We start from the raw sequence: 21,169 nt of genomic DNA on the forward strand, positions 1-21,169 counted from the left end.
CCGAAGCCGGGAGACCTCACGGGAACACCCCCGCGGATGCGGGGAAAGGGCGCACGGTGCACCACGGCACAGCACGCCCTTCAAGGGTAACCCCGTCGCCGTTTCACCCCGACCCGACGAACACCACCAGCAACAGCCACACCACCGGCGCCGTCGGCAGCAGGGAGTCGAGCCGGTCCATGATGCCGCCGTGGCCCGGCAGCAGCGTGCCCATGTCCTTGATGCCGAGGTCCCGCTTGATCATGGACTCGCCGAGGTCGCCGAGCGTCGCGCTCGCGGCCACCGCGAGGCCGATCAGGAGGCCCTGCCACCACGTGCCGTCGTCGATCATGAAGTGCATGCACAGCGCGCCCGCCGCCATGGCGAAGGCCACCGCGCCGAGCAGACCCTCGCGGGTCTTTCCGGGGCTGATGCGCGGCGCCAGCTTGTGCTTGCCGAACCGCCAGCCGACCGCGTACGCCCCGGTGTCGCTGACCACGGTCAGGATCAGGAAGGTGAGCACCCGCTGCGGGCCGTCGTCCGCGGTGAGCATCAGCGCCACGAAGGTGGCGAGGAACGGCACGTAGAAGGCCGCGAAGACGCCTGCGGTGACGTCCTTGAGGTAGCCCTCGGGCGGCTCCGTCATACGCCAGACGAGTACCGCGAGCGCGGTGAGCGCCATCGCCACCCAGGCGCCCTCGGCGCCGCGCACGTACCCGGCGACGACCATCGCCGCGCCGCCGACCGCGAGCGGCACCAGCGGCGCCTTGATGGCCTTGCGCTCCTGCAGACGGGAGGTGAGCTCCCACAGGCCGACGACGACGGCGACCGCTATGACGCCGACGAAGACGGCCTTCTCGAAGAACAGCGACGCGAGGATGACGGCACCGAGGCCCACTCCGACCCCTATGGCCGCCCCGAGGTCGCGCCCCGCGCTCTTCTTCTGCGGTGCTGGGGCGGGCTGTGGTGCGCCGGTCATGGGCTCCTGCGGCTTCTGCGCGGGGTTCGAAGAGTGCGCCGCGTGCGCTGCGTGCGCGGTCTCGTCACGGAACAGGGGGCCGCTCGACTGAGCAGCCCCCCGGTCGTCGTCCTGGTGTCCGCCGCTCGCGGCTACGTCGGGAACGATGGGCATGGGCTGAGTCTCTGACGGATTCAGCGCGTGCGCATCGTGTGCGGGACCCACCGGGGCAGCACCCTGGACCGGCCCCTGGTCGGGCGCCCCCCAGTACCCGGCTCTGGACGGCGCCCCCCAGGAAGTGTCGTTCACGGAATCGGATTCCTCAGACCTAGATCAGACGTCGCTCGACTCGGCAGACCCGGCGGGTCAGACCTCGAGCAGCTCGGATTCCTTGTGCTTGAGCAGCTCGTCGACCTGGGCGACGTACTTGGCGGTGAGGTCGTCGAGCTCCTTCTCGGCACGACGGCCCTCGTCCTCGCCGATGTCGCCGTCCTTGATCGCCTTGTCGAAGGCCTCCTTGGCCTTGCGACGGATCGAACGGATCGAGATCTTGGAGTCCTCGGCCTTGGTCTTGGCGACCTTGATGTACTCCTTGCGACGGTCCTGGGTGAGCTCGGGGAAGGTCACCCGGATGATGTTGCCGTCGTTGCTCGGGTTGACGCCGAGGTCGGAGTCGCGGATCGCCTGCTCGATGTTGCGCAGCGCGGTCTTGTCGAACGGCGTCACGACCGCCATGCGCGGCTCGGGCACCGAGAACGAGGCGAGCTGGTTGATCGGCGTCAGCGCGCCGTAGTAGTCGGCCACGATCTTGTTGAACATCGCCGGGTGCGCACGGCCCGTGCGGATCGCGGCGAAGTCCTCCTTGGCGACCACGACGGCCTTCTCCATCTTCTCCTCGGCCTCGAGGAGGGTCTCTTCGATCACCACTTGCTCCTGCGTGTCTTGAGTGGGCCCGGCTTCCATGGATCGGCCGGCTGCGTCGCGTCTCTTTCCTGCACGGTGTCCGACCGGCAGGGCTTTGTCCATCCCTCCGAGGCGCCTCGGAGCCCCGAGGGATCCCGGGGAGCCCCCCGGAGCCCGGTGGGGCCTCGTGCGGGACGGACGTCCTCGGCTCAGGCCCGGGAGTCCTGGTCGCCGACGAGCGTGCCGATCTTCTCACCCTTGACGGCCCGCGCGATATTGCCCTCGGCGAGCAGCTCGAAGACCAGGATGGGCAGCTTGTTGTCCCGGCACAGCGTGATGGCGGTGGCGTCGGCGACCTTCAGGTCGCGGGTGATGACCTCGCCGTAGCCGAGGGAGTCGAACTTCACCGCGTCCGGGTTCTTCTTGGGGTCGGAGTCGTAGACCCCGTCGACGCCGTTCTTGCCCATGAGCAGGGCCTCGGCGTCGATCTCCAGAGCGCGCTGGGCGGCGGTGGTGTCGGTGGAGAAGTACGGCATGCCCATGCCGGCGCCGAAGATCACGACGCGGCCCTTCTCCAGGTGGCGCACGGCGCGCAGCGGGATGTACGGCTCCGCGACCTGGCCCATGGTGATGGCGGTCTGCACGCGGCAGTCGATGCCTTCCTTCTCCAGGAAGTCCTGGAGGGCCAGGCAGTTCATGACCGTGCCGAGCATGCCCATGTAGTCGGAGCGGGCCCGGTCCATGCCGCGCTGCTGGAGCTCGGCGCCGCGGAAGAAGTTGCCACCGCCGATGACGATGGCGATCTGCGCGCCGTCCCGCACGACGGCCGCGATCTCGCGGGCGATGTTGTGCACCACGTCGGGGTCGACGCCGAGGCCGCCGCCTCCGGCGAACGCCTCACCGGAGAGCTTCAGCAGGAAGCGCCCGGCCACTTTGCCGTCGTCAGTCTTGGTGTCGGCCTTGGTCATGGAGTTCTCCTTGTGGTGCACATACGAAGAGGCCATTGCCGGTGGGGTGGTGTTCATCCCATGCTCGGCAATGGCCTCCTCGTCAGATCTTGCGGTCGTCCGTCGCGTGCGAGGCGCACCGTCGCTCTCGGTACGGCCCTCGCGGTACGACGTCACGGCCGTCGCGTGCGCCGCTGCGCACGCGGGCGACCGCGGTAGACCCTAGCGGGGTCTACCGGCGATCGTGGTGCGGACTCAGATGCCGACCTTGATGCGCGAGAAGCGCTTCAGGGTGACACCGGCCTCCTGCAGGACCTTCTCGACGGACTTCTTGTTGTCGAGGGCGTACGGCTGGCCCAGGAGGGTGGCGTCCTTGAAGAAGCCGTTGACGCGACCCTCGACGATCTTCGGCAGGGCGGCCTCGGGCTTGCCCTCGGCGCGGGTGGTCTCCTCGGCGACGCGGCGCTCGGACTCGACGACCTCGGCCGGAACGTCCTCACGGGTGAGGTACTTCGGCGCGAAGGCGGCGATGTGCTGGGCGACACCGCGGGCGACCTCGGCGTTCGGCTTGTCCAGCTCGACGAGGACACCGATCTGCGGGGGCAGGTCGGGCATCGTGCGGTGCATGTAGGCCGTGACGTAGCCGTCGGAGAACTGCGCGAAGCGGTCCAGGACGATCTTCTCGCCGAGGTTGGCGTTGGCCTCGTCGACGTACGCCTGGACGGTCTTGCCGGCCTCGATCTCGGAGGCGAGCAGCGCCTCGATGTCGGCCGGGTTCGTCTTGGCGACGTGCGCGGCGATCGCGGCGGCGACGGCCTGGAACTTCTCGCCCTTGGCGACGAAGTCCGTCTCGCACTTCAGCTCGACGATGACACCGGTGGAGTTGTCGTCGGCGATCAGGGAGACGATCGCGCCGTTCTCGGCCGAGCGGCCCTCGCGCTTGGCGACGCCCTTCTGGCCCTTGATGCGCAGCGCCTCGACGGCCTTGTCGACGTTGCCGTCGGCCTCGTCGAGCGCCTTCTTGCAGTCCATCATGCCGGCGCCGGTGAGCTCGCGGAGCTTCTTGACGTCAGCGGCGGTGTAGTTCGCCATGATTCTCTGAAGTCTTTCTCGAAGTCGAAGATCTACGGGTGAACGGCGGGGGCCGCGCTCGTGGCGCGGGCCCCCGCCGTCAGCATCCGATGCTGAGGTCAGGCCTGCTCGGCGGCGTCCGCGGCCGGAGCCTCGGCGGCCTTCTCCTCGGCCTTGGGGGCCTCCTCGGCCTCGGCCTTGGGGGCCTCGGCGTCAGCGGCCTTCTCGTCGGCCTTCTTCTCGCCCTCGAGCAGGTCGCGCTCCCACTCGGCGAGCGGCTCGCCCGCGGCCTTCTCGCCCGGCTTCGAGTCGCCCGTGGCCACGCCGGAGCGGGCGATGAGGCCCTCGGCGACGGCGTCGGCGATCACGCGGGTGAGCAGGGTGACGGAGCGGATCGCGTCGTCGTTGCCCGGGATCTTGTAGTCGACCTCGTCGGGGTCGCAGTTGGTGTCGAGGATCGCGACGACCGGGATGTTCAGCTTCCGGGCCTCGCCAACCGCGATGTGCTCCTTCTTGGTGTCCACGATCCAGACGGCGCTGGGCACCTTCTGCATCTCGCGGATACCGCCGAGGGTCTTCTCCAGCTTGGCCTTCTCGCGGGAGAGGACCAGCAGCTCCTTCTTGGTGAGGCCGGAGGCGGCCACGTCCTCGAAGTCGATGGCCTCAAGCTCCTTGAGGCGCTGCAGGCGCTTGTAGACGGTCGAGAAGTTGGTGAGCATGCCGCCCAGCCAGCGCTGGTTGACGTAGGGCATGCCGACGCGGGTGGCCTGCTCGGCGATGGCCTCCTGCGCCTGCTTCTTCGTACCCACGAACATGACCGTGCCGCCGTGGGCGACGGTCTCCTTGACGAACTCGTAGGCGCGGTCGATGTACGACAGCGACTGGAGCAGGTCGATGATGTAGATGCCGTTGCGCTCCGTGAAGATGAAGCGCTTCATCTTCGGGTTCCAACGACGGGTCTGGTGACCGAAGTGGACGCCGCTCTCCAGCAGCTCCCGCATCGTGACGACGGCCATGGCCGTACTCCTTGGTTTTCTCGGTTGTGTCCTGACGCCCTGCCGCGCGCCGTGCCACGCACTCGCGTGCGGGACCGAAAGGCGCTGACACCGGCGGCTGCGAGAGCCCGGTGCCGGGGCGTGCGAAGTCGACCCGGTGACCCGGATCGCCACATGAAGTGTACGGGACCCGCGAGGTGCCGGGTGACGCCGCTGTCCACAACCGGCTGGTAGTCCACAGTTCCCGGCCAAGATCCCTGCGGATCGCGGCGGCGCGGGACCGTTCTGGCATGTCTCGCCTACGACGCATCCTGACCTCGGCCGTGCTCGTGCTCCTCGCCGCGCTGCCGCCTCCGGGCGCCCTGGCGGCCGTCGACCCGGTGCCCGCCGTGGGCGGTGCCTGGCCGGTGGGCGCACGCCCCTGGATCGTCCGGGGCTGGGAGCCTCCGGCGACGGCGTACGGCCCCGGCCACCGGGGCGTGGACCTGGCCGCGCCCCCGGGCTCCCCCGTGCGGGCGGTGGCGCCGGGGCGGGTCTCCTACGTGGGCCGGGTGGCGGGCCGAGGAGTGCTCACCGTGGAGCTCGCGGGCACGGGAGATCCGCCGCTGCGCACGACCTACGAGCCGGTTCGGGCGTCGGTGCGCAAGGGCGCCCAGGTCTCCACCGGCGACCTCCTGGGCACGGTCGAGGCCTCGGCCCGCTACCACTGCCCCACGGCATGCCTGCACTGGGGCCTGCGCCGGGCCACGGCGTATCTGAACCCCTTGGGCCTGCTGCCACCGTGGCTGCTGGGCGGAGGGCCGTCACGGCTGCTGCCGCTGACGGGGGCCGGGGCGCCGCCGCCGGTGTGGCCGTCCTGGCTGTGGGCGGCCGTGCCGCAGGGCGCGGGGGTCCTCCTCCGGGCGAGCGAGGCCGGGGCTTCGGGGAAAGGCGGGCACGGCCCGCCGCCGCCGAGTGCCGCTGAGGCCCGGCCGGGCGGCCCGGGGCTCAGCCCCGCACGCCCCGCAGGGCCATGGCCACCGCCGCCTCCGTGATGGCCTCGGGCTCCTCGGCCACACCGAGCTCGATGCGCCGCACCGCCGCGTCCACGACGCCCTGGAGCAGCATGGCCGCGAGCCGGGGCTCCTGATGCCCGAGGGCGTCGAGCGCCTCCACGATCATCGCCACCAGGCCCCCGTGCGCGGCCCGGATCTTCTCCCGCGCCCCGGCGTCCAGCTCGCTCGCGGAGATCGCGACCACGGCCCGGTGCCGCCGGTCCCCGACCAGCGCGAGCTGCTGGCGCACATAGGCCTCGACCTGCCCCTCGGGCGTCGCGGCCCGCTCCATCGCCGCCGAGACCTCGGCCGCCCAGACCGGGAAGTCGACCTCGCAGAGCTCTTCGACGACGGCCGCGCGGGAGCGGAAGTACTCGTAGACGGACGAGCGCGCGAGCCCCGTGCGCTCGGCCAGCGCGGGGAACGTCAGCGCATCCGTCCCGCCCTCGGACAGCAGGGTGCGCGCGGCGTCCAGCAGGGCGCCGCGCTGCATCGACCGGTGCTCGGCCACAGAGGCCGCTCGAATCCTTGGCACGCCTCCACTTTACGGACGCGTCCCGCGCCAGGGGAGGCCGCCAGGCAGGCACTCTTCCTGGCCGCGAGGGCGCGGCGAGGCACATCCGCGGCGCGAACGGGGCGAGGGAGCGGTGGACAGCGCCGCCCAGGAAGGGACGATTCAGCTCGCTCAGCGACCGAAACTGGCCAGCTTCGCCCGCAACTGGAGCACCGACTTGGTGTGGATCTGACTGACCCGGCTCTCGGTGACGCCGAGCACATTGCCGATCTCCGCCAGCGTGAGGCCCTCGTAGTAGTACAGCGTGACGACGGTCTTCTCGCGCTCCGGCAGCGTGTTGATGGCGCGGGCGAGCAGCCGCCGCAGCTCGCGGTCCTCGGCGACCTCGACCGGGTTGTCGGCGGCGGTGTCCTCCAGGGTGTCCATCAGGCTCAGCCGGTCGCCGCCCTCGCCGCCGACGTGCAGCAGCTCCTCCAGGGCGACGACGTTGGCCAGCGACAACTGGCTGAACACCGCGTGCAGTTCCTCCACCTGAATGCCCATCTCGGCGGCCACCTCGCCCTCCGAGGGCGTGCGCCTGAGCCGGGCCTCAAGGGTCGCATAGGCCCGCTCCACATTGCGCGCCTTCTGCCGCACCGACCGGGGGATCCAGTCGAGCGCCCGCAGCTCGTCGATCATGGCCCCGCGGATGCGGGTGATCGCGTAGGTCTCGAACTTGATCGACCGCTCGATGTCGAACTTCTCGATCGCGTCGATGAGCCCGAAGACGCCGGAGGAGACGAAGTCGGCCTGCTCGACGTTGGACGGAAGGCCCACGCTGACGCGGCCCGCGACGTATTTCACCAGGGGTGAGTAGTGCAGGATCAGCTGCTCGCGCAGCCGCCCGTCGCCCGTCGACTTGTACGACCGCCACAGCTCGTCCAGCGACGAGGGCGCGGGAGGCCGCCGCTCCCGCTCGCCGCTACGGGCGGCGGGGGGAATGGCCGCCCGGTCGGACCCGGAGGTGTGCTGGGGCATGCGTCGCCTTGAGCCGTTCTGCCGTGGACCTGAGGGGTTGTCGGAACTGGTTCGGGTGGGGGTTTGCGTGAAGTGAATGAGGTTGTCCGTCTGATTGCCTGTCTGCACCGGATTCGTCGTGAGCGTAGCGTGACTGAAGTGTCGCGGTGAGCGAAGAGTATGGGATCGCGCGTACGCAGATACGTTCCGCTTTACGTCCGAGCGATCCGGCACCGTCGCTCTGCGTAATGGATCTAAGGCGCCAACTGCACCGTTTCCCAAGGCCGTCAGGTGGGCGCCGCACCGTCATCCATCCGGCGGAATACGCACAGTCACGCATCACCCCCCTCGGGAAAGACCGACAGAAACGCCTGGCGTGTCAACTGCCAGCCGTCGCCCTGCCGTTCGACGAACCCCAGCGAGCGAAGTTCGTACAACCTGGCGACCGCGTCGTCCGCACTGGTGCCCGCACCCCGTGCCACGTCGGGGACCACGGCCGTGCCGCGGGCGGGCAGCGCCGCCAGGACCCGGGCCGCGCCGGGGGCGAGCAGGTCGCGCGGCACGACGGGGCCGCGCCGCCGCGGGGCGAGCTCGCCCATGTCGCCCACCAGCTCGGCGACTTCGGCGGCGTCGGTGACCAGGACGGCGTCCCCGCGCAGGAGTTCATGGACCCCCGCCGACAAGCCGCTGGTGGCGGGTCCCGGCACGCCCATCGTGAACCGCCCGAGGTCGCGCGCGGCCCGCGCCGTGACGAGCGCGCCGCTGCGATAGGCGGCCTCGACGACGACGGTGCCGCGGGTGAGGGCGGCGATCACCCGGTTCCGCAGGACGAATCTGCTCGGCGTCGGGTGGTCGCCGGGCGGCAACTCCCCGATGACGAGGCCCTGTTCAGCGATCCTGCCGATCAGCTGGGTGTGGCCGCGCGGATAGGGCCGGTCGACACCGCACGCAAGCACCGCCACGGTGGCGCCGCCCGCGCCCAGGGCGCCCCGGTGGGCGGCGCCGTCCACGCCGTACGCGCCGCCGGACACGACCACCCAGCCGCGCTCGGCCAGTCCCGCGCCGAGGCTCGCCGCCATGTGCGCTCCGTACTCCGTGCAGGCCCGCGCCCCCACGAGGGCCACCGAACGCAGCGCCCAGATCCGCAGCGAGGGCCGCCCCCGCACCCAGAGCCCCACGGGCCGCGCGTCCCCCAGGTCGTCGAGCTGCGCCGGCCACTCCGCGTCCGCGGGCGTCACGAACCGCGCCCCTGCCGCGGCCGCGACCTCCAGGTCCCGCTCCGGCCGCGTTCGCCCGGCGCGCGCCCGCAGCCCCTCCCAGCGCCGGGCGCTCACCCCGGGCAGCATCTCCTCGCCCTCCTCGAGGCGCCTCAGCACCACCGTGGCACCCCACTCCCGCAGCCACCACCCGCCCACGGGGTCCCCCGGCTCGAGGACCCGCGTCAGGGCGACCCGGGCGAGCCACTCCTCATCCGGCACGGGGCCCGGGTCCGGGGAGGGGCCTGTGCCCGGGAGGGCCTCCCGGTGCGGGTCAGGCCCCGCAGGCGGCTCCCCCGGCTCTACAGACGGCTCCCCCGGCTCCCCCGGCCCCGCCGGGCCCGAGGGCCGTCCGGGCTCCGGCCTCGGGACGCCCTCCCGGCCGCGGCCCCGCTCCGCGCTCACGTCCGGGCCCCGACCACCATGGGCACCCCGCGCGGCACCCCCGTGCGCAGTTGCAGCGCCAGGCCCACGTCGCCCTCGTCCGGGCGGTCGTGGCCCGCCAGGTCCGCGATGGTCCAGGCGACCCGCAGGACCCGGTCCAGGCCGCGCGCGGTCAGCAGGCCACGCTCCAGGCTGTGCTCCGCCTGCGTCAGCGCGCCCGGCAGCGCGTGCCAGCGGGTGCGCAGCTCATGGCCGGGCACGTCGCTGTTCGTGTGCCAGGGGGTGTCCTTGAACCGCTCGGCCGCCCGCTCACGAGCTGCCCGCACGCGCTCGGCCACCACGCGCGTGGTCTCGCCCCGCGCTCCCTGCGCCGTCAGCTCGGCGCGTGTCACGGGCTCCACCTCGACCCGCAGGTCGACCCGGTCGAGGAGCGGCCCGGAGAGCCGGGCCTGATAGCGGCGGACGCTGCTGGGCGAGCAGTCGCAGGCGTCATTGGTCAGGCTGAACCGGCCGCACGGGCACGGGTTCGCCGCGAGGAGCATGAGGAACCTCGACGGCAGCCGCACGACTCCGGCGCTCCGGGCGATCACGACGTGCCCGGACTCCAGCGGCTGCCGCAGGGCGTCGAGCGCGTGGGTGCTGAACTCCGGCGCCTCGTCCAGGAACAGCACGCCACGGTGTGCCAGGGAGACCGCTCCGGGACGGGCGACGCCTCGGCCGCCGCCGACGAGCGACTGCATGGTCGAGGAGTGGTGCGGCGCGCAGAACGGCGGGACGTCCACGAGGGGCTTGCCCGGCGGCAGCATGCCCGCGACCGAGTGGACCGCCGTCACCTCGAGGGACTCCGTCCTGGTCAGCCTGGGCATGATCGTCGGCAGCCGCTCGGCGAGCATCGTCTTGCCCGCGCCCGGTGACCCGTGGAGGAAGACGTGGTGCCCGCCCGCGGCCGCCACCTCCATCGCCGTACGCGCCGACAACTGGCCCACCACGTCCGCCAGATCGTGCGCGTGGTCGTGGCCCGGCGCACCCACGCCGCCCACGTCCACACCGAGTCCGGCGCCCGGCAGGCCGAGGCCGGCCATCAGCCGGTCCGGTCGCCCGGAGTCGTCCGGCGCCTCGTCCGGCACGGGCTCGTCGGCGAGCACCGCGATCAGCTGGCGCAGGCTGCGCACGCCGAGGACGGAGACACCGGGCACGAGCGCGGCCTCCGCCGCCGTGCATTCGGGGACGACCACCTGCTCGTACCCCGCGTCGGCCGCGGCGAGGACGGCGGGCAGCACGCCGCGCACCGGTCGCACCCGGCCGTCGAGGCCCAGTTCGCCGATCATCACGATGTCGGCGAGGACCCGTGGGTCGATGCGCTCCGCGGCACCGAGGACCGCGCAGGCCACCGCCAGGTCGAAGCCGCTGCCGCCCTTGGGCACGGAGGCGGGGCTCAGGCCCACCGTGAGCTTCTTCTGGGGCCATTCGCCGCCCGAGTTGACGACGGCCGCCCTGACCCGGTCACGGCTCTCCGTGAGGCTCTTGTCCGGGAGTCCCACCAGCGTGAACGCCGCGACGCCCGGCTCCAGATCGGCCTGCACCTCGACGACGACACCCTCCACCCCGACGAGGGCCACCGAGCACGTACGCGCGAATCCCATCAGGACACCCCCCGCGCGTGCTCCACCACGGGTGCGCCGCGCTCGGGCAGCAGAACGCCGACGACGTCGATCCGCACGCCGCCCGGTGGGGCTCCGCCGTGCTCCTGGACCCAGCGCTCGGCTAGCCCGCGAAGGCGCTCGGCCTTGGCGGGTGTCACCGCCGCCATCGGATGCTCGAAGGACACCGCCCTGCGGGTCTTCACCTCGCAGACCACCAGGACGTCGCCGTCGCGGGCGACGATGTCGATCTCTCCGGTCCTGCCTCCGCGCCAGTTGCGCTCCAGGACCGTCATTCCGGCTTCGGCGAGCCGCCGGGCGGCCAGTTGTTCGCCGTACTTGCCGAGTGCGCCTCGTGCGTTCATGTCGGCACCACCTCCGACATCAACGGTCGCGAGACGGGCCGCACGTTGTGGATCTTGGTGTGCTACCGACGGGTTGTGGACAACTCCGTCACCCACACGGGGATCGGCGTCAGCCGCCCGGCAGCTCCAGGTCGCTCTTGTTGAGCTCCTCGATATTCACGTCCTTGAACGTGAGCACCCGTACCTGCTTGACGAAGCGGGCCGGTCTATACATGTCCCACACCCAGGCGTCCGCCATGGAGACCTCGAAGAACACCTCACCCTGCACTGAGTGCACCTGCATCTCGTAGTCGTTCGTGAGGTAGAAGCGCCGCTCGGTCTCGATCACGTATTTGAACAGACCGACGACATCTCGGTACTCCCGGTAGAGCTTCAGCTCCATCTCGGTCTCGTACTTCTCGAGGTCCTCGGCGCTCATGGCATGTTCCCCTTCAGCCGTGCGTCCCCCTATTGTGCGCCAGTCCCGGAGGCCTCTACACGATTTCCGTGTCCAGGGTTTCGGGCCGTTGCGGAGGACCCTCGTCGAGCAGCTTGCGCAGCAGCTCGGCGAGCCTGGTCGGATACACCGTCTCATGCGCCCGGGCCAGTTCCGGGCAGGTCCACCAACGCGCTTCGGCGACGCTGCGCCGCTCCAGGTCGGTCAGGGCCGTCGCCCGGACCGCCGTCTGGGACGTACGCCCCAGGTAGTACCACTCGTCCTGGTCCCAGCGCCGTCCGGCGAACGGGAAGGAGCACACGCGCCGCCACAGCACCGGGCCGAGCTCGACGTCCGTGATGCCGGTCTCCTCGGCCAGTTCCCGCAGCGCGGCCTGTTCGCGCGTCTCGTCGCCCTCCAGGCCGCCGCCCGGCGTGAACCACCAGTCGTCCGCCCGGTCGCCCGGTTCATGGCCGTGCAGCAGCAGGATCCGGTCCCGCTCGTCGAGGAGCACGACACGGGCCACCTTCCGCAGCGGCCGCCCGGCCACCGCGTCCTCAGCCGACACCGGCGGTCTCCGTGGCCCCGCTGCGGTCCCGCCCGCCCCGGCGCACCAGACCGGCGACGGGCCCGTACGCGGCCCCGCCGAGCACCAGCGCGGCACCGGCCACGACCGCCCCCACGAGGAGCCGCAGCGGGCCGGGCTCGGACGTGCCGCCCGGCAGGGCGTCGAAGCCGGTGGGGCGGTCGAGCATGCCGTCCAGCGGCCAGGCGACGGCGTCCACGCGGCCCTTCACGGCGCTGCGGGGCACGGAGCCGTTGCCGGCCTCGTCCAGGTGGGCGGTGGAGTCCAGGGAGCCGTTGCGCTCGTCGCCGAGCAGGAAGAGGCGCCCCTTGGGGACGGTGGTGGACGGTATGGCGCTGTCCATGCCCCGGGAGAGATACGGTTCTGCGATCTGCTTGCCGTTGACGGTCAGCTTGCCGTCCGTGCAGCAGGCGACCTTGTCGCCGCCGATGCCGACGACCCGCTTGACCATGGGCAGGTTGCCCCAGGACTTCTGCCGGAAGACGACGACGTCACCACGGCGCACGTCGTCCCCGTCGATCCGCTGGGCGAGCACCCGGTCGCCCGCGCCGATGGTCGGCGTCATGGAGCCGGTGGGCACGGTGTACGGCTGGTAGAGGACGGCGCCCCAGACGAAGCCGCCGAGGAAGAGGACACAGCCGAGGGCCACGGCGACCCCCGACAGCACGCTGCCGAGCCGTCCGTGGCCCTCGTCCGTACGACGTGTCCTGCTGCTCATCCCAAGTGCTCCCCCGGCTCGGCGACGACCCCGCCGCCCCGCTCCGGCGGCGTACCGGCGTACGGGGCCGACGGGCGCTGACGGGACCGGACCACGGAAGATCGGCGATCTGGGACGGCAGACTACCCGGCGGTACCCCCGCCAGAAACCCTGGTGCCGCCGGGGATCAGGCGGAGCGGGCCGTGCGGCGGCGGCGCCACAGCACGAGCGGCACGGCGCCCGCGAGGCCGAGGGCGGCGGGTGCCGCGCTCATCGCCTGGCTGATGCCGGGCTGGTCGAAGGTGTCCGGGACCGGCAGCGTTCCCCAGCGGGTGGGGGGCCAGGCGATGACGAAGGCGCGGCCGACCACGTTGTCGACGGGGACGGCGCCGCCGCCCGGCTGGTTCTGGTGGTAGCGGGAGTCCAGCGAGTTCTGCCGGTGGTCACCCATGACCCAGATTTTGCCCTTGGGCACCGTGATCTTGAACTGACCGCCCTGGTCGTCGTCGGTGCAGGGGGTGTTGCCGGGGTAGACGTACGGCTCGTTCAACGCCTTGCCGTTGACCTTCAGGGGGCCGGTGCCCTTGCACTCCACGGTGTCGCCGCCGACACCGATGACGCGCTTGATGAGGTCCTTCTCGTCGGCGGACGGCATCAGGCCGATCCAGCCGAGGACCCGCTGCACGGCGTTCGGGTCGGGCGTGGGCTCGCCGTCCAGCCAGTGGCCGGGGTCCTTGAAGACGACGACCTCGCCGCGCTCGGGCTCGGAGCCGAACCACGGCGTCAGCTTGTCGACCAGGACCCGGTCGCCCTGCTGAAGCGTGTTCTGCATCGAGTCCGAGGGGATCGAGAAGGCCTGGACCAGGAAGGTCTTGATGATCAGGGCCAGGACCAGCGCGATGCCGATGAGGAGCGGCAGCTCCTTCCAGAAGGACTTGTGCTTCTTGCCCTTCGCCGGCTCGGGCGGCTTCGGCGGCTCGGCACCCTCCGCACCGGGCTGCTGCTCCGGCGTCCCGGGGGCGGCGCCGGGGGGCGGGGCGGGCGTACCGGGCTCGCCCGGCGCTCCGGCGTTCCCCGGGGCCGGGGTGTCAGGGGCGGCGTTCACGCCGCCCGCCGGTGACGCGGGCGCGGGCTCCCCGGAGTGCCGCGGCCGCTCCTCGGGCCCATCGTGTCCGGATCGTGCGCCGACCGCCACATCCCCCACATCCACTCCTCAGTCCGTGCCGCTGCCTGCCCCGTATGCGACGCAGGCCCACCACTCCCATAACGAGCGGGAGTTCCGCAGGGGTCGGGAGCCCGGTCATTCCATTGCGATCGCCGGGGGCCACCCTATGCGACGTACCTGTGGCCGCGTCCGACCCGTCGGGCGCGTCGGGCACCGACGCGTACGTATCGGGTTCCTCCAGTTTGCGCCAGTGGCCGAAGGGCCAGGCGATGACGAGCGCGCGGCCGACGACCTCGTCCTCGGAGACGGTGCCGCTGAACTTCTCCTTGCGGTGGAAGCGGGAGTCGGCGGAGTCCGCGCGGTGGTCGCCCATGACGAACAGGCGCCCCTTGGGGACCTTCACTTCGAAGGCGAAGTCGGACGGCTTGTTGCCCGGGTGCACATACGGCTCGTCGAGCGGGACGCCGTTGACGGTGACCTTGTCGTTCTTGTCACAGCACTTCACGGTGTCGCCGCCGACGCCCACGACGCGCTTGATCAGGTCGCGCTCGTCGTCGGACGGGAGGAGGCCGATGAAGGTCAGGCCCTGTTTGACCTGCTTGACCACCACGGGGTCGTCCTGCTTCTTGCCCCGCTCCTCCTCCAGCCAGTTGCCGGGGTCCTTGAAGACGACGACGTCTCCGCGCTCGGGCTTGTTGCCGAACCAGGGGGTGAGCTTGTCCACCAGGACGCGGTCCCCGATGCGGATCGTCTGCTCCATGGAGCCCGAGGGGATCACGAAGGCCTGCACCAGGAAGGTCTTCAGGACCAGCGCTATGAGCAGGGCGACGCCTATGAGGAGAGGTATCTCCTTGATCGCGGAGCGCTGTCTGCGGCGCTTGACCTTCTTGGCCAGTTTGCGCCGCTCGGCCCGGCCGGGCAGGACGGGGCCGCTGGTCGGGCGGGTGCCGGTGGGCAGGCCGGTGTCGTCCTGCTGGGGGGTCTTCGCCCGGCCGCGGCTACCCATGGGCGCCGCCGGGTGCCGGCACGCGCGCGTACACGTCGGGGCGCTTCAGCGAGGTCCAGTGGCCGAGCGGCCAGGCGATCCAGTCGGCTCTGCCGATGACGTCGTCCACGGGGATCATGCCGCCGCCCGGGGACCCCAGGTGGTCGCGGGAGTCGCTGGAGTCGCTGCGGTGGTCGCCGAGGACGAAGATCCTGCCGTCGGGCACGACGACGTCGAAGGCCACCGTGGAGGGCTTGTCCCCGGGGAAGAGGTAGGGCTCGTCGACCGGCTGGCCGTTCACCTTGATCCTCCCCCGCTTGTCGCAGCAGACCACCCGGTCACCGCCGACGCCCGCGACCCGCTTCACGTAGTCGGCGTCCCCGAAGTAGCCGCTGCCGTCGAAGACGACCGCGTCACCGCGCTGCGGCCCGGATCCGAAACGGTACGCCAACTTGTTGACGAGTATCCGGTCGCCGACCCGGAATGTGGGCTCCATGGAGCCGCTCGGGATCTCGTAGGGCTGCACCACGAAGGTGGTGACGAGCAGCAGGACGGCCACGCTGAACAGCGCGCCCAGGGTGAGGCGGCCGCCGGGCAGCCAGGCCACGAAGGACGCGAAAGCGGAGCGCGACCGCTCCTCCGTGCCCTCCGTGTCCGGTTCGCCCGCGTCGGCGGGGGTGGACTCGGGGGGTGGGGAGGAGCGGTCGCGCTCCGCGTCCTGTGCTTCGGTGTCCATCGGGGCCAGATGCTATCCGGCCCCGCTGTGGACCCGCGCCAGAGCTCAGCTCTCGCGCTTCTCCTTGATCTTCGCGGCCTTGCCGCGCAGGTCGCGCAGGTAGTACAGCTTGGCGCGACGCACGTCACCGCGGGTGAGGAGCTCGATCTTCTCGACGATCGGGGTGTGCACCGGGAAGGTGCGCTCGACGCCGACGGAGAAGGAGACCTTGCGGACCGTGAAGGTCTCGCGGACACCGGCGCCCTGGCGGCGGATGACTACGCCCTTGAACTGCTGCACACGGGAGCGGTTGCCCTCGATGACGCGGACGTGGACGTTGACGGTGTCACCCGGGCGGAAGGCCGGGATGTCGCTGCGCAGCGACGCGGAGTCGACGGAGTCGAGCAGGTGAGACATGATCGTCTGCTTCCTCGCTGATGCCACAGGTCATCAGCGGTATGTCGGGGTGAGATTCGGGGTGCTTCCGTACGCGCGGGCGTTTCCGGGGAAACTTGCGGCACGGAGGCCGCTGGACGCGTCGGGCGGGCGTCGTGTCCCCCTGTGGCAGGGGCGCACGCTGGACGCACAGCAGCTGCTTATTCTTCCACGTCCTGCGCCTTGCGCCAAAATCGGCCGCCGGGCTCGGGCTCCCAGCCCAGGATGGAGAGCATCTCCCGGTCCTTCTTGTCGAAGGCGGAGGCCTCGCAGCGCTCGATCAGGTCGGGCCGGTGGGCGGTGGTGCGGCGCAGTGCCTCGTCCCTGCGCCAGCGCGCGATCTTGCCGTGGTGGCCGCTGAGCAGGACGTCCGGGATGCCGCGGCCGCGCCACTCGGGCGGCTTGGTGTAGACGGGGCCCTCCAGGAGGTTGGCCATGGCCCCGGGGGCGAAGGAGTCGTCGCGGTGGGACTCGGCGTTGCCGAGCACGCCCGGCAGGAGCCGGGCCACGGCTTCGGTGATGACCAGGACGGCGGCCTCGCCGCCCGCGAGGACGTAGTCGCCGATGGAGACCTCGTAGACGGGCATCCGGGTCGCGTACTCGTCGATGACGCGGCGGTCGATGCCTTCGTAGCGCGCGGGCGTGAAGACCAGCCAGGGGCGCTCGGACAGCTCGACGGCGAGTTCCTGGGTGAAGGGGCGCCCGCTGGGCGTCGGGACGACCAGGGCGGGCTGCGAGCGGCCCGCCTCGTAGCCGTCGGCGAGGGCCTGGTCGAGGGCGTCGCCCCAGGGCTCGGTCTTCATGACCATGCCGGGGCCGCCGCCGTAGGGGGTGTCGTCGACCGTGTTGTGCCGGTCGTACGTCCACTGCCTGAGGTCGTGCACGTGTACGTCGAGGCTGCCGCGGGCGCGCGCCTTGCCGACGAGCGAGACGTTCAGGGGTTCCAGGTACTCGGGGAAGATCGTGACGACGTCGAGCCGCATCAGGCGTCGCCCTCGCTCCGGGCGTCCCGCACGGCCGTGGAGCCGCCCTCGGGGGCGTCCTGCGCGTCGTCCTCGGGGGCGTCCTGCGCGTCGCCCTCGGAGTCGCCCGCCGGGGCGCTCTCGGCGTCCCTGCTGGAGGCGATCACGGCGCGGTCGTCGATGAGGCCGGGCGGCGGGTCGATGACGGCCCGCTGCTCCTCCAGGTCGATCTCGGTGACGATGGACTCGACGAAGGGGATCATCACCTCGCTGCCGTCGGGCCGCTCGACGATGAAGAGGTCCTGCGAGGGCAGGTGCGAGATCTCCGTGATCCGGCCGACCTCGGTGCCGTCCGTGGTGACGACGTCGAGGTCCATCAGCTGGTGGTCGTAGAACTCGTCCTCGTCCTCGGGCAGCTCTTCCGGGTCGACCTCGGCGATGAGGAGGGTGTTGCGCAGTGCCTCGGCGCCGGTGCGGTCGCCGACGCCCGCGAAGCGCAGCAGCAGCCGGCCGCTGTGCACCCGGCCGGTCTCGATGGTCAGCGGTCCCCGGGCGGCGGGGTCGGTGGCGAGCACGGCGCCGGGGCCGAGCCGCAGCTCCGGCTCGTCGGTGCGCACCTCGACGGTGACCTCGCCCTTGATGCCGTGGGCGCGGCCGATCCGCGCGACTACGAGCTGCACTGGTGTCTCTCCTGTCCCTACCTGCGACTGGGGCCGGGGCCCGGAACGAGCTCGGGCCGGGGACGGCTCTGAAGCCCTCCCCGGCCCGAGCCGGTGCTACGTGCGGTTATCAGCGAACCTGATCCACGTCGACGAGGTCGACGCGGACACCACGGCCGCCGATGGCACCCACGACGGTGCGCAGGGCGCGTGCGGTGCGGCCGTTGCGGCCGATCACCTTGCCCAGGTCGTCCGGGTGGACCCGGACTTCGAGGACGCGCCCGCGGCGCAGGTTGCGCGAGGCGACCCGCACGTCGTCGGGGTTGTCGACGATGCCCTTCACGAGGTGCTCGAGAGCCTCCTCGAGCATGCTCAGGCCTCGGTCGACTCGGCGGACTCGGCCTTGGCCTCGTCCGCCTTCTTGTCGGCCTTCTTGGCCTTCTGGGTGATGGCCTCACCCTTGGGCTCGTCCTCGGCGCTGACGGCCTCGAAGGACGGGCGCGCGGACTTGACCTCGGGCTGCAGCAGCGGCGCCGGGGCGGGCTCGCCCTTGAACTTCTGCCAGTCGCCGGTCTTCTTCAGGATGGCGAGAACGGGCTCGGTCGGCTGGGCGCCGACGGAGAGCCAGTACGCCACGCGGTCGGCGTTGACCTCGATGCGCGACGGGTTCTGCACCGGGTGGTACAGACCGATCTCCTCGATGGCCCGGCCGTCACGGCGGGTACGGGAGTCGGCGACGACGATGCGGTAGTGAGGCGAACGGATCTTGCCCAGACGCTTCAGCTTGATCTTGACTGCCACGGGAGTGGGTTCTCCTGGTTTGACGTGGGTGGGCACAACGAGATGCCGCGTGGGGTTGCGGTACCCGAGTGGCCCGATGGACGCGTCAGCCGGAGGAGAGAGGGGTCCTGTGCGGCTGTCGAGTACAGCTAGCCATTGTGCCACACCCTGAGACGGGCGCCCCCGGCCGACCGCACCCGCCCACCGGCCCGGGACGCGCCTGCCCACCGGCCCGGGAGGGGCGCCTCCGTTCAGGAACAGCGCCCCCGGCCGCGGGCGAGGGGCACCCCAGGGCGCGGTGCCGCCCTGGGGAGAACGATCACCCCCGCGCGGGGGGTCACCCCGCGCCCACGCCCACCACTTCCGGGATGCGGAAGGGTTTCCCGCAGCCTCCGCACATGATGGGGGCCTGGGCGAGCACCGACGGCACGACGCGGACGTTGCGCCCGCAGTCGCAGACGGCCTTCACGCGCACGCCGCCCCCGGAGGAGCCGTGCCGGGCGGCCGGGCCGCGGAAGGTGCGGGTGGTGTCCGCCGTGGTCGCGGCCGTGTGCGCCTTGAGGGCGCGCTGGAGCCGGTCCATCGTCGGGCGATAGCGCTTCTTGGCCTCGGGGTTGAGCGTGACCAGGGAGAAGCCGCTGCTCGGATGCGGCTCCTCAGGATGGTCGAGGCCCATCTCCTCGGCGATCGCGAGGAATCTGCGGTTGTGGTAGCGGCCCGCGCGTGAAGTGTCGCGTACACCGCGGGCCGCGGCGATGCCGTGGACTGCTTCATGCAGCAGTCGCTCGAAGGAGAGCTCGGCGCCACAGGCGGACGACGACTCTCCGATCAGGGATTCGGGCGCGGCTAGGTCCGGCAGCTCGGGGTGGTGCCGCTGAATATCGGCCCACGCCTGTGCCAGCTCTGCGGCGAGAACAGGTGGTGTCGTGCTCACGTCGTGACAACGAGCCGAGGTGCCTCCGGGTTCCATTCCGGGGCATCTCAAATATTTTGCACTTACCCGTCAGTTGCCGTTGATGCGTCCGGACGAGGGCGGGTGCGCTGATCTGCGGAGAAGCCTCGCAGCTCACATCAAGCCGGTACGTAGCGGCGCGTACGCCCCGGCGCTCGGGTCAACTCCGCGCGCCGGGGCGCCTGTTGCGCAGGACGCAAAGCGTCGCCCAGGAGAAGCCCCCGAAGGCGCCCCGAGGGCAGCCCGACCGGAACCCCAAGTCTCAATAGGCGCGCGCTACGAGGGCGACGTTACCGGGTGTCTCATCGGCGTCCGGCACCGCCCCGTCCTCCGTGACCAGACACCGTACGGTCACACCGCGCTCGGCGAGCCGGGCCTCGCCGTCGGGGCCGAGCGCGGACCACGGAACGCGCGCCCAGCCGCCCGCCGACGCCACCTCCACGGCCTCCTCCACACCGGTCACCTCGCTCGTACGGGACTCACGGCGCTCCCGGGCCCGGGTCAGGAGCAGCTCCTGGTCCTCCTCCAGGACGGTGGGCAGCAGCGCGGCGAGGGCGTCGAGGGCCACGGGCTGCTTGCCGCCCGCGACGCGGCGCACGAGCATCGCGGTGCCGCCCGCCAGGTCGCGCGGGCCGACCTCCACCCGCACCGGCACCCCCTTGAGCTCCCAGTCGACCGCACGCCGCCCGAACGGCACGTCCGTACGGTCGTCGACCTGGACGCGCACGCCCGCCGCCGTCAGCCGCTCGCCGACCTCGCGGACCTTCGCGAGGACCGCCTCGTCGTCCTTCACGGCGAGCACGACGACCTGCACGGGCGCGAGGCGCGGCGGCACGCACAGCCCGTCGTCGTCGCCGTGCATCATCACCAGGGCACCCACCAGACGCGTCGTGGCGCCCCAGGAGGTCTGCCAGACGAGCTCCTGCGTGCCGTCCTTGGACAGGTACTGGGTCTGGAAGGCACGCGCGAAGTTCTGGCCGAGTTCGTGGCTGGTGCCGAGCTGGAGGGCCTTGCCGTCGCCCATCATCCCTTCGAGCGTGAGGGTGTTGATCGCCCCGGCGAAGCGCTCCTTGGCGGTCTTGCGGCCGAGCACGAAGTCCATCGCGAGGACGTCCCGCATGAAGGCCCCGTAGACGTCCCGGTGGATCCGGGCGGCGAAGTCCCGCGCGTCCTCGTACGTCGCGTGGGCGGTGTGCCCCTCCTGCCACAGGAACTCCGAGGTGCGCAGGAACAGCCGGGGGCGCAGCTCCCAGCGGACCACGTTGGCCCACTGGTTGATCAGCAGGGGCAGGTCGCGGTAGCTCTGCACCCACTTGGAGAAGTACTCGTTGACGATGGTCTCCGAGGTGGGCCGGACCACGACCGGCTCCTCAAGTTCCTTGCCGCCGCCGTGCGTGACCACGGCAAGCTCCGGGGCGAAGCCCTCGACGTGCTCGGCCTCCCGCGTCAGATACGACTGCGGGATGAGCAGCGGGAAGTACGCGTTCTGCGCGCCGGTTCCCTTGATGCGCGCGTCCAGGGCCTGCTGCATCCGCTCCCACAGGCCGTAGCCGTACGGTCGGATGACCATGGTGCCGCGCACCGGGCCGTTGTCGGCCAGCTCCGCCTTGCTGATCAGGTCCTGGTACCAGCGGGGGAAGTCGTCCCCGCGGGGCGTGAGTACGGGTGCCTTTGCCATGGCGCGCATGGTACGTCCGAGCCGCCTGAAGAGTCCGGAATTATCGCTCCGCAGGGGCGCACGACGGGGGCACACAAGCATTGCCTGACAACCTCTGG

The 21,169-nt window shown here is 71.5% G+C and carries 24 protein-coding genes; 1 reads left to right on the forward strand and 23 read right to left on the reverse strand.

The window, feature by feature from the left end:
* Positions 1 to 103: 103 nt before the first annotated feature.
* From AC5WAM_RS12355 to rpsB, 5 genes are all read right to left on the reverse strand, one after another.
* Complete coding sequence (locus AC5WAM_RS12355) at positions 104 to 1,246, reverse strand: phosphatidate cytidylyltransferase (RefSeq protein ID WP_495522618.1); 1,143 nt, start codon at positions 1,244 to 1,246, stop codon at positions 104 to 106.
* Between the two features lie 57 nt (positions 1,247 to 1,303).
* Complete coding sequence (gene frr, locus AC5WAM_RS12360; RefSeq protein ID WP_138962079.1) at positions 1,304 to 1,861, reverse strand: ribosome recycling factor; 558 nt, start codon at positions 1,859 to 1,861, stop codon at positions 1,304 to 1,306.
* Between the two features lie 188 nt (positions 1,862 to 2,049).
* Entirely contained in the window at positions 2,050 to 2,844 is a 795-nt protein-coding gene (gene pyrH, locus AC5WAM_RS12365) for a UMP kinase (RefSeq protein ID WP_374120711.1), read from the reverse strand.
* Between the two features lie 198 nt (positions 2,845 to 3,042).
* Positions 3,043 to 3,879 carry a translation elongation factor Ts gene (gene tsf, locus AC5WAM_RS12370; RefSeq protein WP_366792611.1) on the reverse strand — a complete coding sequence of 279 codons (837 nt, stop codon included), beginning with the start codon at positions 3,877 to 3,879 and terminating at the stop codon, positions 3,043 to 3,045.
* A 98-nt stretch (positions 3,880 to 3,977) separates the two neighbouring features.
* Positions 3,978 to 4,874, reverse strand: coding sequence for a 30S ribosomal protein S2 (gene rpsB / locus AC5WAM_RS12375; RefSeq protein WP_366792610.1), 897 nt, complete (start codon positions 4,872 to 4,874; stop codon positions 3,978 to 3,980).
* A gap of 269 nt (positions 4,875 to 5,143) precedes the next feature.
* Between rpsB and AC5WAM_RS12380 the strand changes: the two genes are divergently transcribed.
* Positions 5,144 to 5,887 carry a murein hydrolase activator EnvC family protein gene (locus tag AC5WAM_RS12380; protein WP_495522619.1) on the forward strand — a complete coding sequence of 248 codons (744 nt, stop codon included), beginning with the start codon at positions 5,144 to 5,146 and terminating at the stop codon, positions 5,885 to 5,887.
* Here the strand turns inward: AC5WAM_RS12380 and AC5WAM_RS12385 are convergent.
* The 18 genes from AC5WAM_RS12385 to proS all read right to left on the reverse strand — a co-directional run bounded on the left by AC5WAM_RS12385 (position 5,841) and on the right by proS (position 21,071).
* The gene (locus AC5WAM_RS12385) at positions 5,841 to 6,398 is read right to left on the reverse strand and encodes a TetR/AcrR family transcriptional regulator (protein WP_366792661.1); all 558 of its coding nucleotides are present in this window, start codon (positions 6,396 to 6,398) and stop codon (positions 5,841 to 5,843) included. The genes AC5WAM_RS12380 and AC5WAM_RS12385 overlap by 47 nt on opposite strands.
* Before the next feature lie 174 nt (positions 6,399 to 6,572).
* The gene (gene whiG / locus AC5WAM_RS12390; RefSeq protein WP_366792609.1) at positions 6,573 to 7,418 is read right to left on the reverse strand and encodes an RNA polymerase sigma factor WhiG; all 846 of its coding nucleotides are present in this window, start codon (positions 7,416 to 7,418) and stop codon (positions 6,573 to 6,575) included.
* A gap of 311 nt (positions 7,419 to 7,729) precedes the next feature.
* Positions 7,730 to 8,875, reverse strand: a complete 1,146-nt coding sequence (gene dprA / locus AC5WAM_RS12395; RefSeq protein ID WP_495522620.1) for a DNA-processing protein DprA — start codon at positions 8,873 to 8,875, stop codon at positions 7,730 to 7,732.
* Between the two features lie 179 nt (positions 8,876 to 9,054).
* Complete coding sequence (locus tag AC5WAM_RS12400; RefSeq protein WP_366792607.1) at positions 9,055 to 10,680, reverse strand: YifB family Mg chelatase-like AAA ATPase; 1,626 nt, start codon at positions 10,678 to 10,680, stop codon at positions 9,055 to 9,057.
* Positions 10,680 to 11,042, reverse strand: a complete 363-nt coding sequence (locus AC5WAM_RS12405; RefSeq protein WP_366792606.1) for a YraN family protein — start codon at positions 11,040 to 11,042, stop codon at positions 10,680 to 10,682. The genes AC5WAM_RS12400 and AC5WAM_RS12405 overlap by 1 nt, the downstream gene beginning before the upstream one ends.
* 109 nt (positions 11,043 to 11,151) lie before the next feature.
* Positions 11,152 to 11,460, reverse strand: coding sequence for a DUF2469 domain-containing protein (locus AC5WAM_RS12410; RefSeq protein ID WP_003965949.1), 309 nt, complete (start codon positions 11,458 to 11,460; stop codon positions 11,152 to 11,154).
* A 55-nt stretch (positions 11,461 to 11,515) separates the two neighbouring features.
* Positions 11,516 to 12,025, reverse strand: a complete 510-nt coding sequence (locus tag AC5WAM_RS12415; protein WP_495522621.1) for an NUDIX hydrolase — start codon at positions 12,023 to 12,025, stop codon at positions 11,516 to 11,518.
* Positions 12,015 to 12,761, reverse strand: a complete 747-nt coding sequence (gene lepB / locus AC5WAM_RS12420; protein WP_495522622.1) for a signal peptidase I — start codon at positions 12,759 to 12,761, stop codon at positions 12,015 to 12,017. The genes AC5WAM_RS12415 and lepB (AC5WAM_RS12420) overlap by 11 nt, the downstream gene beginning before the upstream one ends.
* Positions 12,762 to 12,927: 166 nt before the next feature.
* Positions 12,928 to 13,944: a signal peptidase I gene (gene lepB, locus AC5WAM_RS12425; protein WP_495522623.1), complete on the reverse strand. Its 1,017-nt coding sequence runs from the start codon at positions 13,942 to 13,944 to the stop codon at positions 12,928 to 12,930.
* Positions 13,829 to 14,911 carry a signal peptidase I gene (lepB, locus tag AC5WAM_RS12430; RefSeq protein WP_366792601.1) on the reverse strand — a complete coding sequence of 361 codons (1,083 nt, stop codon included), beginning with the start codon at positions 14,909 to 14,911 and terminating at the stop codon, positions 13,829 to 13,831. Before lepB (AC5WAM_RS12430) ends, lepB (AC5WAM_RS12425) begins: the two co-directional genes overlap by 116 nt.
* Complete coding sequence (gene lepB / locus AC5WAM_RS12435) at positions 14,904 to 15,626, reverse strand: signal peptidase I (RefSeq protein WP_495522624.1); 723 nt, start codon at positions 15,624 to 15,626, stop codon at positions 14,904 to 14,906. Before lepB (AC5WAM_RS12435) ends, lepB (AC5WAM_RS12430) begins: the two co-directional genes overlap by 8 nt.
* A gap of 45 nt (positions 15,627 to 15,671) precedes the next feature.
* On the reverse strand, positions 15,672 to 16,022 hold the full coding sequence (gene rplS, locus AC5WAM_RS12440) for a 50S ribosomal protein L19 (RefSeq protein WP_138962067.1): 351 nt from the start codon (positions 16,020 to 16,022) through the stop codon (positions 15,672 to 15,674).
* Between the two features lie 179 nt (positions 16,023 to 16,201).
* A complete protein-coding gene (gene trmD / locus AC5WAM_RS12445) occupies positions 16,202 to 17,023 on the reverse strand; it encodes a tRNA (guanosine(37)-N1)-methyltransferase TrmD (RefSeq protein WP_366792599.1) in 822 nt (273 codons plus the stop codon).
* On the reverse strand, positions 17,023 to 17,682 hold the full coding sequence (gene rimM, locus AC5WAM_RS12450; RefSeq protein WP_495522625.1) for a ribosome maturation factor RimM: 660 nt from the start codon (positions 17,680 to 17,682) through the stop codon (positions 17,023 to 17,025). The genes trmD and rimM overlap by 1 nt, the downstream gene beginning before the upstream one ends.
* A gap of 109 nt (positions 17,683 to 17,791) precedes the next feature.
* On the reverse strand, positions 17,792 to 18,031 hold the full coding sequence (locus AC5WAM_RS12455; protein ID WP_138962065.1) for an RNA-binding protein: 240 nt from the start codon (positions 18,029 to 18,031) through the stop codon (positions 17,792 to 17,794).
* A 2-nt stretch (positions 18,032 to 18,033) separates the two neighbouring features.
* Entirely contained in the window at positions 18,034 to 18,462 is a 429-nt protein-coding gene (gene rpsP / locus AC5WAM_RS12460; RefSeq protein ID WP_138962064.1) for a 30S ribosomal protein S16, read from the reverse strand.
* Between the two features lie 316 nt (positions 18,463 to 18,778).
* The gene (locus AC5WAM_RS12465) at positions 18,779 to 19,411 is read right to left on the reverse strand and encodes a hypothetical protein (protein WP_138962063.1); all 633 of its coding nucleotides are present in this window, start codon (positions 19,409 to 19,411) and stop codon (positions 18,779 to 18,781) included.
* 244 nt (positions 19,412 to 19,655) lie between these two features.
* Positions 19,656 to 21,071 carry a proline--tRNA ligase gene (gene proS, locus AC5WAM_RS12470; RefSeq protein ID WP_495522626.1) on the reverse strand — a complete coding sequence of 472 codons (1,416 nt, stop codon included), beginning with the start codon at positions 21,069 to 21,071 and terminating at the stop codon, positions 19,656 to 19,658.
* Positions 21,072 to 21,169 lie beyond the last annotated feature (98 nt).

It is taken from the genome of Streptomyces sp. JLYT201 (assembly GCF_059448825.1).

Excerpts from the sequence above, each read along its gene's own strand:
- pyrH (WP_374120711.1), bottom strand. The coding sequence starts at position 2,844 with ATGGCCTCTTCGTATGTGCACCACAAGGAGAACTCCATGACCAAGGCC.
- tsf (WP_366792611.1), bottom strand. The coding sequence starts at position 3,879 with ATGGCGAACTACACCGCCGCTGACGTCAAGAAGCTCCGCGAGCTCACC.
- rpsB (WP_366792610.1), bottom strand. The coding sequence starts at position 4,874 with ATGGCCGTCGTCACGATGCGGGAGCTGCTGGAGAGCGGCGTCCACTTC.
- AC5WAM_RS12380 (WP_495522619.1), top strand. The coding sequence starts at position 5,144 with ATGTCTCGCCTACGACGCATCCTGACCTCGGCCGTGCTCGTGCTCCTC.
- whiG (WP_366792609.1), bottom strand. The coding sequence starts at position 7,418 with ATGCCCCAGCACACCTCCGGGTCCGACCGGGCGGCCATTCCCCCCGCC.
- AC5WAM_RS12400 (WP_366792607.1), bottom strand. The coding sequence starts at position 10,680 with ATGGGATTCGCGCGTACGTGCTCGGTGGCCCTCGTCGGGGTGGAGGGT.
- AC5WAM_RS12405 (WP_366792606.1), bottom strand. The coding sequence starts at position 11,042 with ATGAACGCACGAGGCGCACTCGGCAAGTACGGCGAACAACTGGCCGCC.
- AC5WAM_RS12410 (WP_003965949.1), bottom strand. The coding sequence starts at position 11,460 with ATGAGCGCCGAGGACCTCGAGAAGTACGAGACCGAGATGGAGCTGAAG.
- lepB (WP_495522622.1), bottom strand. The coding sequence starts at position 12,761 with ATGAGCAGCAGGACACGTCGTACGGACGAGGGCCACGGACGGCTCGGC.
- lepB (WP_366792601.1), bottom strand. The coding sequence starts at position 14,911 with ATGGGTAGCCGCGGCCGGGCGAAGACCCCCCAGCAGGACGACACCGGC.
- lepB (WP_495522624.1), bottom strand. The coding sequence starts at position 15,626 with ATGGACACCGAAGCACAGGACGCGGAGCGCGACCGCTCCTCCCCACCC.
- rplS (WP_138962067.1), bottom strand. The coding sequence starts at position 16,022 with ATGTCTCACCTGCTCGACTCCGTCGACTCCGCGTCGCTGCGCAGCGAC.
- trmD (WP_366792599.1), bottom strand. The coding sequence starts at position 17,023 with ATGCGGCTCGACGTCGTCACGATCTTCCCCGAGTACCTGGAACCCCTG.
- AC5WAM_RS12455 (WP_138962065.1), bottom strand. The coding sequence starts at position 18,031 with ATGCTCGAGGAGGCTCTCGAGCACCTCGTGAAGGGCATCGTCGACAAC.
- AC5WAM_RS12465 (WP_138962063.1), bottom strand. The coding sequence starts at position 19,411 with ATGGAACCCGGAGGCACCTCGGCTCGTTGTCACGACGTGAGCACGACA.
- proS (WP_495522626.1), bottom strand. The coding sequence starts at position 21,071 with ATGGCAAAGGCACCCGTACTCACGCCCCGCGGGGACGACTTCCCCCGC.